The sequence below is a fragment of the Trichormus variabilis 0441 genome, from assembly GCF_009856605.1.
Lineage (GTDB): Bacteria > Cyanobacteriota > Cyanobacteriia > Cyanobacteriales > Nostocaceae > Trichormus > Trichormus variabilis.
Window position 1 is genome coordinate 46,769 of record NZ_CP047242.1, and the last position, 14,682, is coordinate 61,450.

The 14,682-nt window shown below is 41.3% G+C and carries 5 protein-coding genes; 3 read left to right on the forward strand and 2 right to left on the reverse strand.

The window, feature by feature from the left end; all coding sequences use genetic code 11:
• The first annotated feature begins 40 nt into the window (after nucleotides 1-40).
• Together GSQ19_RS00185 and GSQ19_RS00190 are read left to right on the forward strand one after the other, a co-directional pair.
• Nucleotides 41-5,011, forward strand: a complete 4,971-nt coding sequence (locus GSQ19_RS00185; protein WP_011320792.1) for a type I polyketide synthase — start codon at nucleotides 41-43, stop codon at nucleotides 5,009-5,011.
• A gap of 638 nt (nucleotides 5,012-5,649) precedes the next feature.
• Nucleotides 5,650-11,010: a non-ribosomal peptide synthetase gene (locus GSQ19_RS00190; protein ID WP_011320793.1), complete on the forward strand. Its 5,361-nt coding sequence runs from the start codon at nucleotides 5,650-5,652 to the stop codon at nucleotides 11,008-11,010.
• 121 nt (nucleotides 11,011-11,131) lie between these two features.
• Here the strand turns inward: GSQ19_RS00190 and GSQ19_RS00195 are convergent, their stop codons facing one another.
• Nucleotides 11,132-13,321 (reverse strand): caspase family protein, encoded by a 2,190-nt coding sequence (locus GSQ19_RS00195; RefSeq protein WP_011320794.1) that lies wholly within the window; start codon nucleotides 13,319-13,321, stop codon nucleotides 11,132-11,134.
• 154 nt (nucleotides 13,322-13,475) lie between these two features.
• Nucleotides 13,476-13,637 carry a hypothetical protein gene (locus GSQ19_RS00200; protein WP_153228501.1) on the reverse strand — a complete coding sequence of 54 codons (162 nt, stop codon included), beginning with the start codon at nucleotides 13,635-13,637 and terminating at the stop codon, nucleotides 13,476-13,478.
• A 421-nt stretch (nucleotides 13,638-14,058) separates the two neighbouring features.
• Between GSQ19_RS00200 and GSQ19_RS00205 the strand changes: the two genes are divergently transcribed.
• Nucleotides 14,059-14,661, forward strand: coding sequence for a YbhB/YbcL family Raf kinase inhibitor-like protein (locus tag GSQ19_RS00205; RefSeq protein WP_011320795.1), 603 nt, complete (start codon nucleotides 14,059-14,061; stop codon nucleotides 14,659-14,661).
• Nucleotides 14,662-14,682: the final 21 nt, after the last annotated feature.

Genomic DNA, 14,682 nt, shown 5'->3' on the forward strand with positions numbered 1-14,682 from the left:
GTTCATTACCTTTACTGGATTTATTTTGAGGAAAAACCCAATGATTACTAACGATAATGTTGAATTTTCTACTTTAGTAGACTTATTAAGATACAGAGCGCAAAATCAACCTACACAAACAGCTTATACATTTCTTGTTGATGGGGAAACAGAAAGCATCTCTTTAACTTATCAAGAATTAGATCAAAAAGCACGGGCGATCGCAACTCAACTTTTGCAACGGGGAGTACCAGGTTCACGGGCTTTGTTACTTTATCCACCAGGAATGGAATTTATCCCTGCCTTTTTTGGTTGTTTATATGCTGGCTTTATTGCTGTTCCGGCTTATCCACCCCGACGTAACCAAAAAATGTCTAGGCTACAGGCGATCGTATCAGATGCCGAGGCTGTAGTCGCACTGACTACATCTACAGAATTAACTTCGATGGCCTTACAGTTAGCAGAAAATCCTACCTTGACAGCGATACCCTGGATCACAACTGATAATCTCAATGCAAATATAGCTGAAGATTGGCAACAACCCAATATTAATAGTGATACTTTGGCCTTTCTGCAATACACTTCAGGTTCAACCGGCACACCCAAAGGGGTAATGATTACCCACGGCAATTTATTGCATAATTCCCAACTCATCTATAACTTTTACCAACACACACCCAATAGCCAAGGTGTAATTTGGTTGCCTCCGTACCACGATATGGGATTAATTGGTGGGGTTCTGCAACCTCTGTATGGTGGTTTTCCGGTGACTTTGATGGCCCCAGTCGCCTTTTTGCAAAAGCCTTTTCGTTGGTTGCAGGCCATTTCTCATTACAAAGCAACTACCAGTGGCGGCCCTGATTTTGCTTATGACTTAGTCTGTCGTCAAATTACTCCCGAACAACTAGCAAGCCTGGATTTGAGTAGTTGGGAAGTGGCGTTTACCGGTGCTGAACCAATACGCGCACAAACTCTAGACCGATTTGCAGAAACTTTTGCGCCTTGCGGTTTCCGGAGAGAAGCTTTCTATCCTTGCTATGGGATGGCGGAAACTACTTTAATTGTCTCTGGGGGTTGGAAATCTGAAGCTCCCATTGTGCGACATATAGATACCACAGCTTTGTTACAAAACCAAGTCATAGATACGACTACGGCGGCTGGTGGTAAAGCCATTGTGGGTTGCGGTAAAAGTAGCCCAGACCAAACAGTACTGATTGTCAATCCTGAATCATTGACATCTTGTGCAGATGGACAGGTAGGAGAAATTTGGGTATCGGGGTCTAGTGTTGCTCAAGGTTACTGGAATCGCCCCGAACAAACACAACATACCTTTCATGCTTACCTAGCAGATAATACAACTGGCCCTTTTCTGCGGACTGGAGATTTGGGCTTTTTACAGGATGGTGAGTTATTTATTACTGGTCGTCTCAAAGATTTAATTATCATTATGGGACGCAATCATTATCCCCAAGATATTGAATTTACAGTGGAAAGTTGTCACCCAGCACTACGTCCAGCAGGTGGTGCGGCTTTTGCAGTTGAAGTTAACAACGTGGAGAAATTGGTGATTGTTCAAGAAGTGGAACGTAGCTATCTGCGCAAGCTAAATGCTGATGAAGTCATAGGTGCTATTCGTAAGGCTGTAGCCGAACATCATGATTTACAAACTCATACCATCGCTTTAATTAAAACGAACAGTTTGCCGAAAACTTCTTCTGGGAAAGTCAGACGTAGTAACTGTAAAGCTGAGTTAGAAGCTGGAAGTCTCGACATAATTGCACAGTGGAGTGCAGATGCTCAAAACCATAGTCCATCAGAAAAATTAATTGCTCCACAGGTAGAAAAAACAGTCAATACCGAAGCAGTTGCAACTTGGTTGTTAACAAAAGTGAGCGAACAATTACAAGTTCCTGCTCAAACAATCAACGTTAACGAACCTCTAGCACAATATGGTTTGGGTTCTTTAGCAGCAGTGAGAATTTCCGGAGAATTGCAGGAATGGTTAGGGCGGGAATTGCCAACAACGCTGTTGTATGACTATCCTTCCATCGCTGCTTTAGCTCAATATTTAGGTGATGGAGTGCCACAACCCAAGGTAGTCTCACAGCAACCAACAGACAATCATGCGATCGCCTCTGGCGGGGCTGCGCCCATCGCGATCGTGGGTATTGGTTGCCGTTATCCTGGTGCAAATAATCCGGAAGCCTTTTGGCAATTACTCCGCAATGGCGTAGATGCTATTAGTGAAGTTCCTCAACAACGCTGGGATGTGAATTCTTTTTATGATCCCAACCGTGCTACACCAGGCAAAATGAATACTCGCTGGGGTGGTTTCATCTCGGAAGTAGATCAATTTGATGCCCCATTCTTTGGGATTTCTCCACGGGAAGCCGAGTCTCTCGATCCCCAACAACGGTTACTTCTAGAAGTTTGCTGGGAAGCATTAGAAAATGCAGGTAAAGCACCGAGTAAGTTAGCCGGAAGCAACACAGGGGTATTTGTTGGTATTAGTAATTTTGATTACTCCCAATTGCTAGCCAAACAAGTGTCTGGATTAGATGCTTATAGTGGAACTGGTAACGCTTTTAGTATTGCCGCTAACCGCATATCCTATTTATTAGATGTACACGGGCCAAGTTGGGCAGTAGACACAGCTTGTTCTTCATCCTTAGTTGCAGTTCACCAAGCTTGTCAAAGTCTGCGTCAGGGAGAATGCGAAATGGCTTTAGCTGCTGGTGTGAACTTAATTCTCACTCCACAGTTGACAGTGACATTTTCCCAAGCTGGAATGATGGCTGGTGACGGTCGTTGTAAGACTTTTGATGCTGATGCGGATGGTTATGTGCGGGGCGAAGGTTGTGGTGTAGTGGTACTCAAGCGTCTGAGTGATGCTTATCGTGATGGCGATCGCATTTTGGCAGTGATTAAAGGTTCAGCCGTGAACCAAGACGGACGCAGCAACGGACTCACCGCCCCCAATGGACTAGCCCAGCAAGCTGTAATTCGGCAAGCCATGCAAAATGCTGGTGTTGCACCTCATGAAATTGGCTATGTAGAAGCGCATGGTACAGGCACATTTTTAGGCGACCCCATCGAGGTTAATTCCCTGAAAACAGTCCTCGCACCAGGACGCGCACCTGGAGATACCTGTGTGATTGGTTCAGTCAAAACCAATATCGGACATCTAGAAGCAGCCGCCGGCATTGCTGGTTTAATTAAAACTGTCCTCTCACTACACCATGAAGAAATTCCGCCCCATCTGCACCTTAAACAAGTTAACCCCCACATTTCCTTAGCTGATACGAATTTATCTATCGCTACTACATTGTTACCTTGGAATAGAGGTAATAAACGGCGGTTGGCTGGTGTATCTTCCTTTGGTTTTGGTGGTACTAATGCCCATATCATCTTAGAAGAAGCTCCTCTAGTTAGTCCTAAAGACACAGTCAGTGATGAACGTCCCTTGCATTTATTCACACTCTCAGCTAAAAGTGAAAATGCTTTGCGTGATTTAGCAAAAGACTATGAGAATTATCTAGGTAACCACCCTGATGCTTCATTAACAGACATTTGTTTCACCGCCAATACTGGACGATCGCATTTTGATCATCGCTTAGTGGCGATCGCTCAATCTAATATCCAATTACAAACCGTACTAGGTGCTTACGCGACTGGGAAGAAAACCTCACAATTGGTCAGTGGTAAAATCGAAAACAAACAGCAACCGAAAATCGCCTTTTTATTCACAGGTCAAGGTTCTCAATATATCAACATGGGTCGCCAACTGTATGCAACCCAGCCGACCTTCCGCGCCGCCATTGACCAATGTGAGCAAGTTTTGCGGTCATACTTAGATCAACCACTGCTGTCAGTTTTGTATCCTGACACAGAAAGCAGCTGCATCGATGAAACCGCTTATACCCAACCTGCGATATTTGCTGTAGAGTATGCCCTAGCGCAATTGTGGAAGTCTTGGGGTGTAGAACCAACAGCTGTCATTGGTCATAGTTTCGGTGAATATGTCGCCGCTTGTATTGCTGGAGTATTCAGTTTAGAAGCAGGACTGAAGTTAGTTACCGAGCGATCGCGCTTAATGCAAGCACTCAAATCAATGGGTGCAATGGCTGCGGTGTTTGCTAGTGAGGAACAAGTGCAAGCCGCGATCGCTGAATACAGTCCAGAGGTGACAATCTCTGCTGTAAACGCTCCTGATAATATCACCATCTCTGGTACAGTCGCCAAAATTGCAGCAGCGATCGCCAAGTTCACAGCCCAAGGAATTGAGACTCGACGCTTGAATGTATCCCATGCTTTTCATTCGCCTTTAATGGATGAAATGCTTGATGCTTTTGAACAAGCAACCAACCTAGTCAACTTCCAAGCACCACAGATTCCTTTCGTTTCCAATGTCACCGGCAATTTCCTTCCAGTCGGACAAGTACCGGATGCTCAATACTGGCGATCGCATACACGCCAGTCCGTCAGATTTATGGACGGATTGAATACTTTATTAGCTGAAGGTTACGAATTATTCATAGAAATTGGTGCTAAACCAGTTCTTTGTAGTCTGGGTAAACGTTGTCACGGAGGCGAAAATTCTGTTTGGTTGCCTTCTTTGAATGCCAAGCGAGATAATTGGCAAACATTACTAGAAAGTTTATCAACATTGTATCTACGGGGAGTAGAGATTGACTGGGCAGGATTTGAAAGTGATTATTCCAGTCAGCTAGTTGCACTTCCTACTTATGCCTTTCAAAGAAAACGTTACTGGATTCAATCGCCAAATAGGGTTGACAATATCCCAGTAAATCACCACAGCAATAATTCTCAACCTGTTACTTCCGCTAGTAGTGATAGTGCAAAACTACCATCTCAGGCCTTAGTAGAAAAAATGCTCAAACAACAACTACAGATTATGTCTCAGCAATTGGAAGTGTTGCGTACTCATAATTTGACCAAAGGTCAATTCTTGCCATTGCAACATGGACACTTACCAAAGCCACCCAAGCTGAACCATCAGCCTAGTATTTAGGGACTTCCAACTAAAAAAATATACAATCACTGTGGTAAGCAGGGGAGGCAGGGGGAGCAGGGGAGGAAGAATACAATGATCATATTTGCTCTGACCCATTGAATAATTTATTTTCTGGAATTCCCTTAAACAGGCAACAGAGATAATGCGTCATGTTCCAATACGGTTCAGTTAAGAGAATGGTAGGTTGGGTGGAGCGATAGCGGAACCCAACAAAGTCTTGAGAATGTTGGGTTCCGTTCCTCCACCCAACCTACACCAGTCTAAGTTGTTGCCTTAACTGAACTGTATTGCGTCATGTTCAACTCTGAGACCATACCACCACATTCTTGAGACACAGGGTTGAACATTTTTCAACCCCTACCTACATATTTAGTTTCATCTTGTACATAGTTTCTCCAGTCCCCTGCTGTACTAAAACAAGCAATATTCACAGCACCCTTGCATAAATAAAATTCTCGACCCCTATTAAAACAGAGACACAAGATATAGAAATCCTACTTGATTTTTGTACAAAATACCGACCAATTGCCAGGTTTCATTGCCTAACCTCGGCCTACGCCAATCATCAAAATGGATGCCTATAGTTGCTAAAGAAAAAATGTCATCAAAATACTACTAACACACAATCAAAAAATATGAACACATATACTATTGACAATCATAATTCCTACTCTCTAGTTACTAACCAGTCCCAAGAATGTCAAAATACTTTAGCAAACTTACGTGTAATTATTGCAGATTTACTCAAATGTGAACCTGAAGAAGTAGATGTAAAAGTTCCATTTCTAGAAATGGGTGCTGATTCTATTGTTTTAGTTGATGCCATTCGTCAGATTGAAAATAATTTTAGAATTAAAATTACGATTCGTCAGTTATTTGAAGAATTAACAAACCTGAGTGTCTTAGCTAATTATATTGAGGAAAATGTAAAACTAGAACCATCGACATTGCTAGGTCAAGAAACATTAGAATTGTCGGTTAATCCACAGCCACTCCCACAATCACAACAGTCAGAACAGAAATCTGAAACATTAGTAGAAATAGTGCTGCGGCAGCAGTTTGAATTGATGTCTCAACAGTTGGAAATCTTACGGGAATCCAACTTACCAACTAATTTAAGTGTTACTCCTAGCCAAAATCAAGCAGCGAAATCTGTTCCTAATGCAGTAGTACAAACAACACCTGACTTGAAAACAGGGGAGTTAAATAAATCTACACTCAAAAAAGCTGATTCACCCTCTTCTTTCTGGCGAGTTGAACAATCTCAAGCTAAAACCCTGACTTCCCAACAACAACAATATTTAAATTCTTTAATTGCACGTTATACCAAACGTACAGCCAAATCCAAGCAGCGATCGCAATCTTATCGCCCAGTCCTGGCCGATAGAAGAGCTTCCATTGGATTTCGCCCGGAAACTAAAGAAATCCTCTATCCTATAGTTGGCGATCGCTCTCAAGGATCGAGGATTTGGGACGTTGATGGCAATGAGTACATAGATATTTCTATGGGTTTCGGTGTACATCTTTTTGGACATAATGTTCCGTTTATTACCGCAGCTCTAGAAGATCAAATCAAGCAAGGTATACAAATCGGCCCCCAATCAAAACTTGCAGGTGAGGTAGCCACTTTAATCTGCGAAATGACCGGAATGGAACGAGTCACTTTCTGTAATTCCGGTACAGAAGCAGCGATGACAGCGATGCGTATAGCTCGTGCAGCCACAGGTCGCGCCAAAATTGCTATCTTCAAAGGTGCTTATCACGGACACTTTGATGGTACTTTAGCCATACCCCAAACATCTGAAGACGGAAAATTACCAGCACAACCAATGGTTCCAGGAGTGCTGCAAAATATGGTTGATGATGTTTTGCTGCTAACTTATGGTACTCCCGAATCACTGGAAATTATCAAAGCTAATGCCCATGAATTAGCAGCTGTTTTGGTTGAACCGATACAAAGCCGTAAACCCGATTTACAACCCAAAGAATTTCTGCAACAGCTACGAGTAGTCACACAACAACTAGATATTGCCTTGATTTTCGATGAAGTAATCACAGGTTTCCGCGTTCATCCCCGTGGCGCGCAAGCATGGTCTGGTGTTGATGCAGATATTGTCACCTATGGCAAATTAATTGGTGGCGGTATGCCAATTGGGGTAATAGCTGGCAAAGCCGCCTACATGGATAAAATCGACGGTGGTTTCTGGAGCTATGGAGATGATTCTTATCCTGAAGTAGAAACAACATTCTTTGCTGGTACTTTCTCCAAGCATCCATTGACGATGGCAGCAACACGAGCTACACTTTTACACCTCAAAGCTGAAGGAGCATCTCTACAGGAGCGATTAAATCAACGCACATCTAATTTAGCTGCCACACTTAATAGTTACTTTGAACAAGCAAATGTTCCTTTGCGGATAGTACATTTTAGTTCACTGTTCCGCTTCACTTTATCCGGCAATTCCAGTTATCTTTATCAGCCTTTAGAAATGGATTTGCTGTACTATTCCTTAATTGAAAAAGGCGTTTATATCTGGGAAGGACGCACCTGTTTTCTATCTACTGCACATACCGATGAAGATGTAGATTATGTCATTCAAGCAGTTAAAGACAGTGTACAGGAGTTGCAAGCTGTGGGTTTTTTTTCCAAAAGTCCCAAGTTATCAACAAATCAGCCGCAAACACCTAAAACATCAGAGCGTGTAAACAGTGCTGTATCTTTGACAGTACAAGATACCATCAAGCCAGAAGTTAAGGAAGCATTCAAGATTCCCTTGAGCGATGCCCAAAAGCAGCTGTGGTTTTTAGCGCAAATGGGTGACAATGGCTCTGTTGCTTATAACATCTCTCTCAATATTCAATTACAGGGTACTCTTGATCTAGCTGCTATACGTCAAGCCGTGCAGCAAGTTGTGCAACGGCATGAAGCTCTACGCACTACTATCAGCAGTCAAGGCGATTTTCAAGAAATATTACCATCACTGAAAATAGACGTTCCCGTAATTGATTTCTCCAATGTTAAAGATAGTCAGTTACAAGTGAACCAGTGGTTACAAAACTATAGCCGTGAATCTTTTGACCTGAGTAATGGGCCTTTGTTCCGTGTGCGAATTCTCAAATTAGCAGAACAGTTACATTTGCTAGTTGTCAGCGCCCATCACATCATTACTGATGGCTGGTCAATCAGTATCATCTTGCAAGAAATGATGGCATTGTATTCAGCCAAGTGCCAGGGTCATGTTTGCCAACTAGAACCACCAATACAATTTAGTTCTTATCTCGACTGGCATCGCCAATTCTGTGCCACAGACGAGATGAAAGCCCATGAATCATATTGGTTACAGAAGTTTGCTGACCCAGTTCCAGTTTTAGACCTGCCTACAGACCGTCAGCGTCCGCCAAGCAAAACTTATCAAGGTGGCAGACAACAGCTATTACTTGACCCTAATGTCAGTGCTGCCATCAAACAACTCAGTAAGCAAAACGGTTGCACCTTATTTATGACGCTGTTATCTGCATACGCAGTTTTACTCTATCGCTTAACCAACCAAGACGACCTCACTATCGGCATCGCGTCTGCGGGACGTTCTCTTGAGGGTAGCGAGAGACTGGTGGGTTATTGTAGCCATATGCTACCAATACGCACTCAAATTGTTGGTGATGCTACCTTTGTTGAGCATCTCAAAGCCTGCAAAAGTGTGTTGTTAGAAGCCTACGAACATCAAGATTATCCTTTTGCTAAATTAATTGACAAGCTGAGAGTTAACAGCAACACTGGTATGTCTCCTTTGGTGAATGCTACCTTTAACTTGGAACGCCCCGTAGCTATTCCCCAAATGTATGGCTTAGAAAGCAGCTTGTTACCCCAGTCGATAAGTTTTGCTGATTATGACATCGGCTTAAATGTAACTGAGATTGATCACGAGCTATTGTTGGAATGTGACTACAATGCAGACTTATTTGATGCTGCAACTATTGACCGCATACTGGGGCATTACCAAACCTTATTGTTAGGGATTATTGCCAGTCCCCAAACATTAGTCTCGCAATTATCTTTATTAACAGCAACCGAACGTCAGCAAATCTTGGTGGAGTGGAATCAAACCCAAATCGACTATGACCGCAATCAATGTGTACATCAAATATTTGAGCAACAAGCACAATTAACTCCTAATGCTGTGGCAGTAGAATCGGGTGAACAAAAACTCACTTACCGAGAGTTAAATCACCGTGCCAACCAATTAGCGCATTTCCTCCAAAGTTTAGGTGTCAAACCAGAAGTCCTTGTGGGTATTTGCGTTGAGCGTTCTGTAGAAATGTTGGTGGCAATGCTGGGTGTTCTCAAAGCTGGTGGTGCTTACTTACCCCTAGACCCGGCTTATCCTCAAGAACGCTTGGCTCATATGCTAACTGATTCTCAAGCCTCGGTGTTACTGACAAGTGCTAACTTAGCGAGCCAACTGCCAAAATCATCTGCAAAATTAGTCAAGTTGGATACTGACTGGCAAGTGATTTCTCGGCAACCAATCATCAATCCTACTGGTATTGTTGTACCAAGTAATTTAGCCTATGTAATTTATACGTCAGGTTCTACGGGCAAATCTAAAGGAGTGCTTATTCCCCACCAAGCTTTAGTTAATCATAACTACGCCATCGCTAAAAATTATGAGCTAAAAGCGAGCGATCGCATCCTCCAATTTGCCAGCTTTAGCTTTGATGTTGCGGCTGAGGAAATATTCCCGACTTGGTTGAGTGGGGCGACTTTAGTACTACGACCAGAAGAAATATTTAGCATTCCCGATTTTGTGCAATTTGTCAAACAACAAGACTTGACTGTCTTAAACTTGCCTGTGGCATACTGGCAAGAGTGGGTTTCCCAAATGCCGCAAATTAGTTGGACACCCAATGTCCGCTTGTTGGTAGTTGGTAGTGAGAGAGTCCCTCTAGAGCGTTTTTTGACTTGGCAACAGCTAGTAGGTAGTAACGTGAGTTGGCGCAATGCTTACGGCCCTACGGAAGCAACAATTACAGCTACAATCTATGGTTCTCACTTGAGTTCCCATCAGCAAACAGCAGCTTCACTGTTTATCGGTCGTCCCATAGCTAACACACAAATTTATATTCTCGACCAGCATTTACAACCAGTACCTATTGGGGTCACAGGTGAACTACATATTGGTGGGAATGGTTTGGCACAAGGTTATCTCCACCGTCCAGAATTAACAGCCGAAAAATTCATTGCTCACCCTTTTAGCAATCAACCAACAGCCCGCTTGTACAAAACAGGGGATTTAGCCCGCTACAGAAGCGATGGTACGATTGAATTTATCGGTCGCATTGATCATCAAGTAAAAATTCGCGGTTTCCGTATCGAACTGGGGGAAATAGAAACAGCACTCAATCAACATCCACAAGTACGAGAGTGTGTAGTTATAGCCAGCGATGACCAATTAGCTCATCAGCAATTGCAAGCATACATCGTTTTTCATCAACAACTAAAAGTAGATAGTAGCGAACTGCATCGCTTCCTCAAGCAAAAATTGCCTGAGTACATGATACCTACTAGTTTCTTCCAGTTAGAAAATATACCCCTCACCCCCAACGCCAAAATCGACCGCCAGGCTTTAAATCGCTTAGGTGTGTTAATCAACAATATTGAAGTGAATCGGGTTGCACCCAGCAATCATATCGAGGAGGTACTAGCTAATATCTGGACTGAAGTTCTCAATTTAAAACAAGTAGGTATCCACAATAATTTCTTTGAATTAGGCGGTAATTCCCTCTTAGCAATGCAACTTTTAAATCGGGTCAATGAAGCCTTCTTAATAGATTTACCTTTGCGTAGTTTATTTGAATGTTCAACCATCGCTGAACTGAGCGAGTTGATTCAAGCTTACAAACTAGAACACTTAGAAAGCGATGCTCTTGAACAAATTTTAGCTGAAGTTGATGAGTTAATTGATACAGAAATCGAGCAAATGCTGGCTAAATTTTAGAAGAAACAATTAGGCGATTTCTCATCGCTTAATTATTGCTCGATTCTCATGGGTGTTTAAGATTACTATATTAGGTATTGAGTTAGTCCGAGGGGAAAATAATACTTCTCCTCGACATAATTCAACCCCATATACGCTGTTTAAACTTTAAAGCTAGCTGTGGATCGGGAATTTTGGCTATCAATTTATCTACCAATTCTTTGGAAGTGATTTGGGTATGAGATTCTAAAATATGTTGAATATTCAATCTAGCATCTGAGCCAATTAAATTGGTTAACTCACGTTCACATTTACCAAGAAAAGCTGCATTTATTGTTTGTTCATTTGCCGATCTACTGAGAGAAAAACTACTTTTTTTATTTAATATAAATAATGCTTGTTCTTTAAATTTTTCTTGTTCCTTATGTGGTAAATAATTAGCTAATGTTCTTATTAATTCTGTACCATTATTTACTTTTAAAGCTTTTTTTAAAACTATAGGCGCAACTATGCCTAATGATTGTTTCAGTAAATTTTCTAATTCTGTAAGCTGTTCTGAACTAAGGAGCAAATTAAGTTGAGGTTTTACTGTCTCTATAGCTTCACTAGTAACAGGAATAGGTGATGGTAAAGGTAAGGTAGTAGAGGGAATTTCTGTCACATCATCAAGATGGTGAGATGGGAATTTTTTTTGTTGCTCCTGTTGATTTCTCTGGAGATAAGGTCTTTGGGAAAAATTTGGATAATTCTTACTAGGTAAAATATCAATTATCGTTTGCGTTTCTGATATCCAAAAATCAAGTCTGACATCTTGTTTTGGTAAACGTTTTTGTAATTCAGCAATCAATTTAGAAACTGACAAACCAACTTGTACATTTACACTAGCAAGGATGTTGTGGAGTGTTTGGCAAAATAATTCTGATTTATCTATTGTGGAAGTAGCTGCAATTATACATTGCCCATACTCTGTACCACATTGGCAATATTCTATCCATTTTTTGAGGGAATTAGTGTTAGGACAATCTAAAATGATTATTTGTTGAGTCTTAGTTGCACGTTGTAGCTGTTGTTTTAAGTAAGAACGGCTAAGAAGTACTCCATTGCCTAATATGAACCAAGCTTCTCCATTTTCGTTTTCTTCAATGTACCCACGTAAATAAAGTAAGCAAGTTGGTGTAGGTTTGATTAATTCTAAATAAGGAGGAGATTTTATGGTTGATTTACTATCTCTATCTAGAAACCCTTTGATTCTTATCTCTATATCTGACCAAGATTTGCTTTGTTGATGCCAACACTCGGCTTGAAAATCACCAGCATGAGCAAATATATCAATCAAATCAGTATTTATCTTGTTTGAGAGTCCATCTATAACTAAAGCTCGTCGCTGTTGGTGAGATTCATCTGCATCATATTTGAATCCTAAAATAAATTCTCCTACTCCTTCAACAATTCTTTTAGGCGTTTGCAAAGGATATTCTGGATATAATTTTCTGTCCCCACGGTTGAGTTTTTGTTTATTTATCAGACGCAGTTGGTGATTTAATTTATCAATATATTGTAATGTCTGGCGATAAACATATTTATATAAACCATCTGCTTCAATAACGCCATGAGAATCAGCAGCTTCACCCAATAGGCCCCGTACTAAGTAATAAGTAAAGGCTCCATGTCCCAGTTCCGGAAACTCCCAAGACTGCTGTCCTTGATCGCAAGATAACAAAGCACAAAATCCTTTACTACGACTAGCGCGTTTTCGCAAAGCATTCACAAGATTTGTTGCGGGGTTCAGTAATGTCTCAGTGATGTTTAATTCTCTGAAGCTAGCGTTGTTTATTTGAGGCATTTTCATATCGCCACTGTGACAGGTATCTAGACAAACTAGTTGTTGATTGGTACGACTAGTCTCTAAGATTTGTAACAGTTTTTGCACAGGTAATCCTGTATCTGGCAGGTTTTCTTGTCTGGTATCTGATAAGCACAGCACAACATCTTGAGTATCTGGCTCTAACATTCCATGACCAGAAAAATATAAAAATATTGAGTCAGTAGGTTTAGCTTTTGAAACAATTCGTTCCAGACTCCGACAGACCGTTTTTAAGGTAGGAGTGTCTTCCATAAAATCATGATGAATGATCACTTCCTTACGTAAAAATCTCTGTGTAACTTTTGCTAATGCGTCTCCTAAAGCTTCACAGTCACCTGCCGGATAGCGTAAATTAGGTAAACTCACATCTTGGTATTCGTTAATACCTACTAACAAAATCCAGAGTTTTGCTTCTCCTGTTGTAAATATATAAGTGGAATCACTACTACCAATACCCAGGGGAGACATTTTTACTAATGTAATGCTAAAGATAAAGAACTAAGCGAGTGTGACCAGATTTCATCAAAATAGTAACATAACCTGAGATCGACACAGCCGCTTTAGCTGCATAAATTTGACCTTATAGAATGTGACTGTAAGTATAAATTTGCCAAGAACCACTTTATCCTTTAATACGGGATGCTTTAGCTCCATATCTTGCTGATTTAAAAGGTAAGCGGATTATTCCTTCTACTGGTGGCGTAAAAAGTTGGTCTTTGATTTTAGGAATTGCTCGTAAAGTGGCGCGTCTGCATCCCATCGCTGTTGTTAAAGGATAAAACATCAACGGAAGGGTCTAGTTGCGTTCAACCAGACCCTTCAGCCATAACTGCCTATTCTATACAAAGGTTCCCTCCGCAAAAACCTGGGTTTACACGTCTCGCAGGCTCCTCACTCTAACCTCCCATAGTCGCATCTTCCTAGATCCTGGTTTGGCGTTACTCTTACCTTAGCTTTCGGTAATTGGTGTTGCCACTTTCTTCATCTATGTTGGAAGTTCCCTGCGATGGATCTCACCTATATACTAACATATTTTTACAGCATGGAAGGGCAGTTTTTTATTTTATATCTGTTAATAACTACTGCCATAAATTGAAATCCGAATTTAAAATTCAAAATTCAAAATCACTTTTTTATATAAGCTAAAACAAGAACTAAAATGATTAACTTTTGTGAAAAAATATAAAAATATTAGGTGCAAGATAATGAGCAGACGGCGAGACTTTCTACTTCAAAGCTTCAGTATAATTGGGTTAGTAAAATTATCTGCGATCGCTTGTAGTTCCGTGGGTAATAAAAATACCGAAATTGCCTCCACCCCAAGCAGTAAATTAACAACAGAGAGGAAAAGCATGAAATTAGAAAGTGTCTTTGGAGCTAATAGCCAAATTCCTGCCAAATATACCTGTGATGGTGTTGATATTTCGCCTACTCTTAGCTGGGATGAACCTCCAGAAGAAACCCAAAGTTTAGCACTAATAGTCGATGATCCAGATGCACCCAGACACACATTTGTACATTGGGTAATTTACGATATACCTCCTACAGTTCGGCAATTACCAGAACACATCACTGCTACGAAAACTTTACCAAGTGGTGGAGTGCAGGGAAAGAATGATTTTGGCAAATTAGGTTATGGTGGCCCCTGTCCTCCTAGTGGTACACATCGGTATTTCTTCAAACTTTATGCTTTAGACAAAAACTTGGGTTTGCCACCAGGCGCAACAAAAGAGCAAATTTTGCAAGCAATGAAGGGTCATGTTTTGGCAACAGCAGAGTTAATCGGAGGCTACCAACGTCAGCCTTAGACTTCCTGCGAGTTCCAAAAG

What these genes read in the sequence shown, in the direction of transcription:
- GSQ19_RS00195 (WP_011320794.1), bottom strand. Translation starts at nt 13,321, where the DNA reads ATGTCTCCCCTGGGTATTGGTAGTAGTGATTCCACTTATATATTTACA.
- GSQ19_RS00200 (WP_153228501.1), bottom strand. Translation starts at nt 13,637, where the DNA reads ATGTTTTATCCTTTAACAACAGCGATGGGATGCAGACGCGCCACTTTA.
- GSQ19_RS00190 (WP_011320793.1), top strand. Translation starts at nt 5,650, where the DNA reads ATGAACACATATACTATTGACAATCATAATTCCTACTCTCTAGTTACT.
- GSQ19_RS00185 (WP_011320792.1), top strand. Translation starts at nt 41, where the DNA reads ATGATTACTAACGATAATGTTGAATTTTCTACTTTAGTAGACTTATTA.
- GSQ19_RS00205 (WP_011320795.1), top strand. Translation starts at nt 14,059, where the DNA reads ATGAGCAGACGGCGAGACTTTCTACTTCAAAGCTTCAGTATAATTGGG.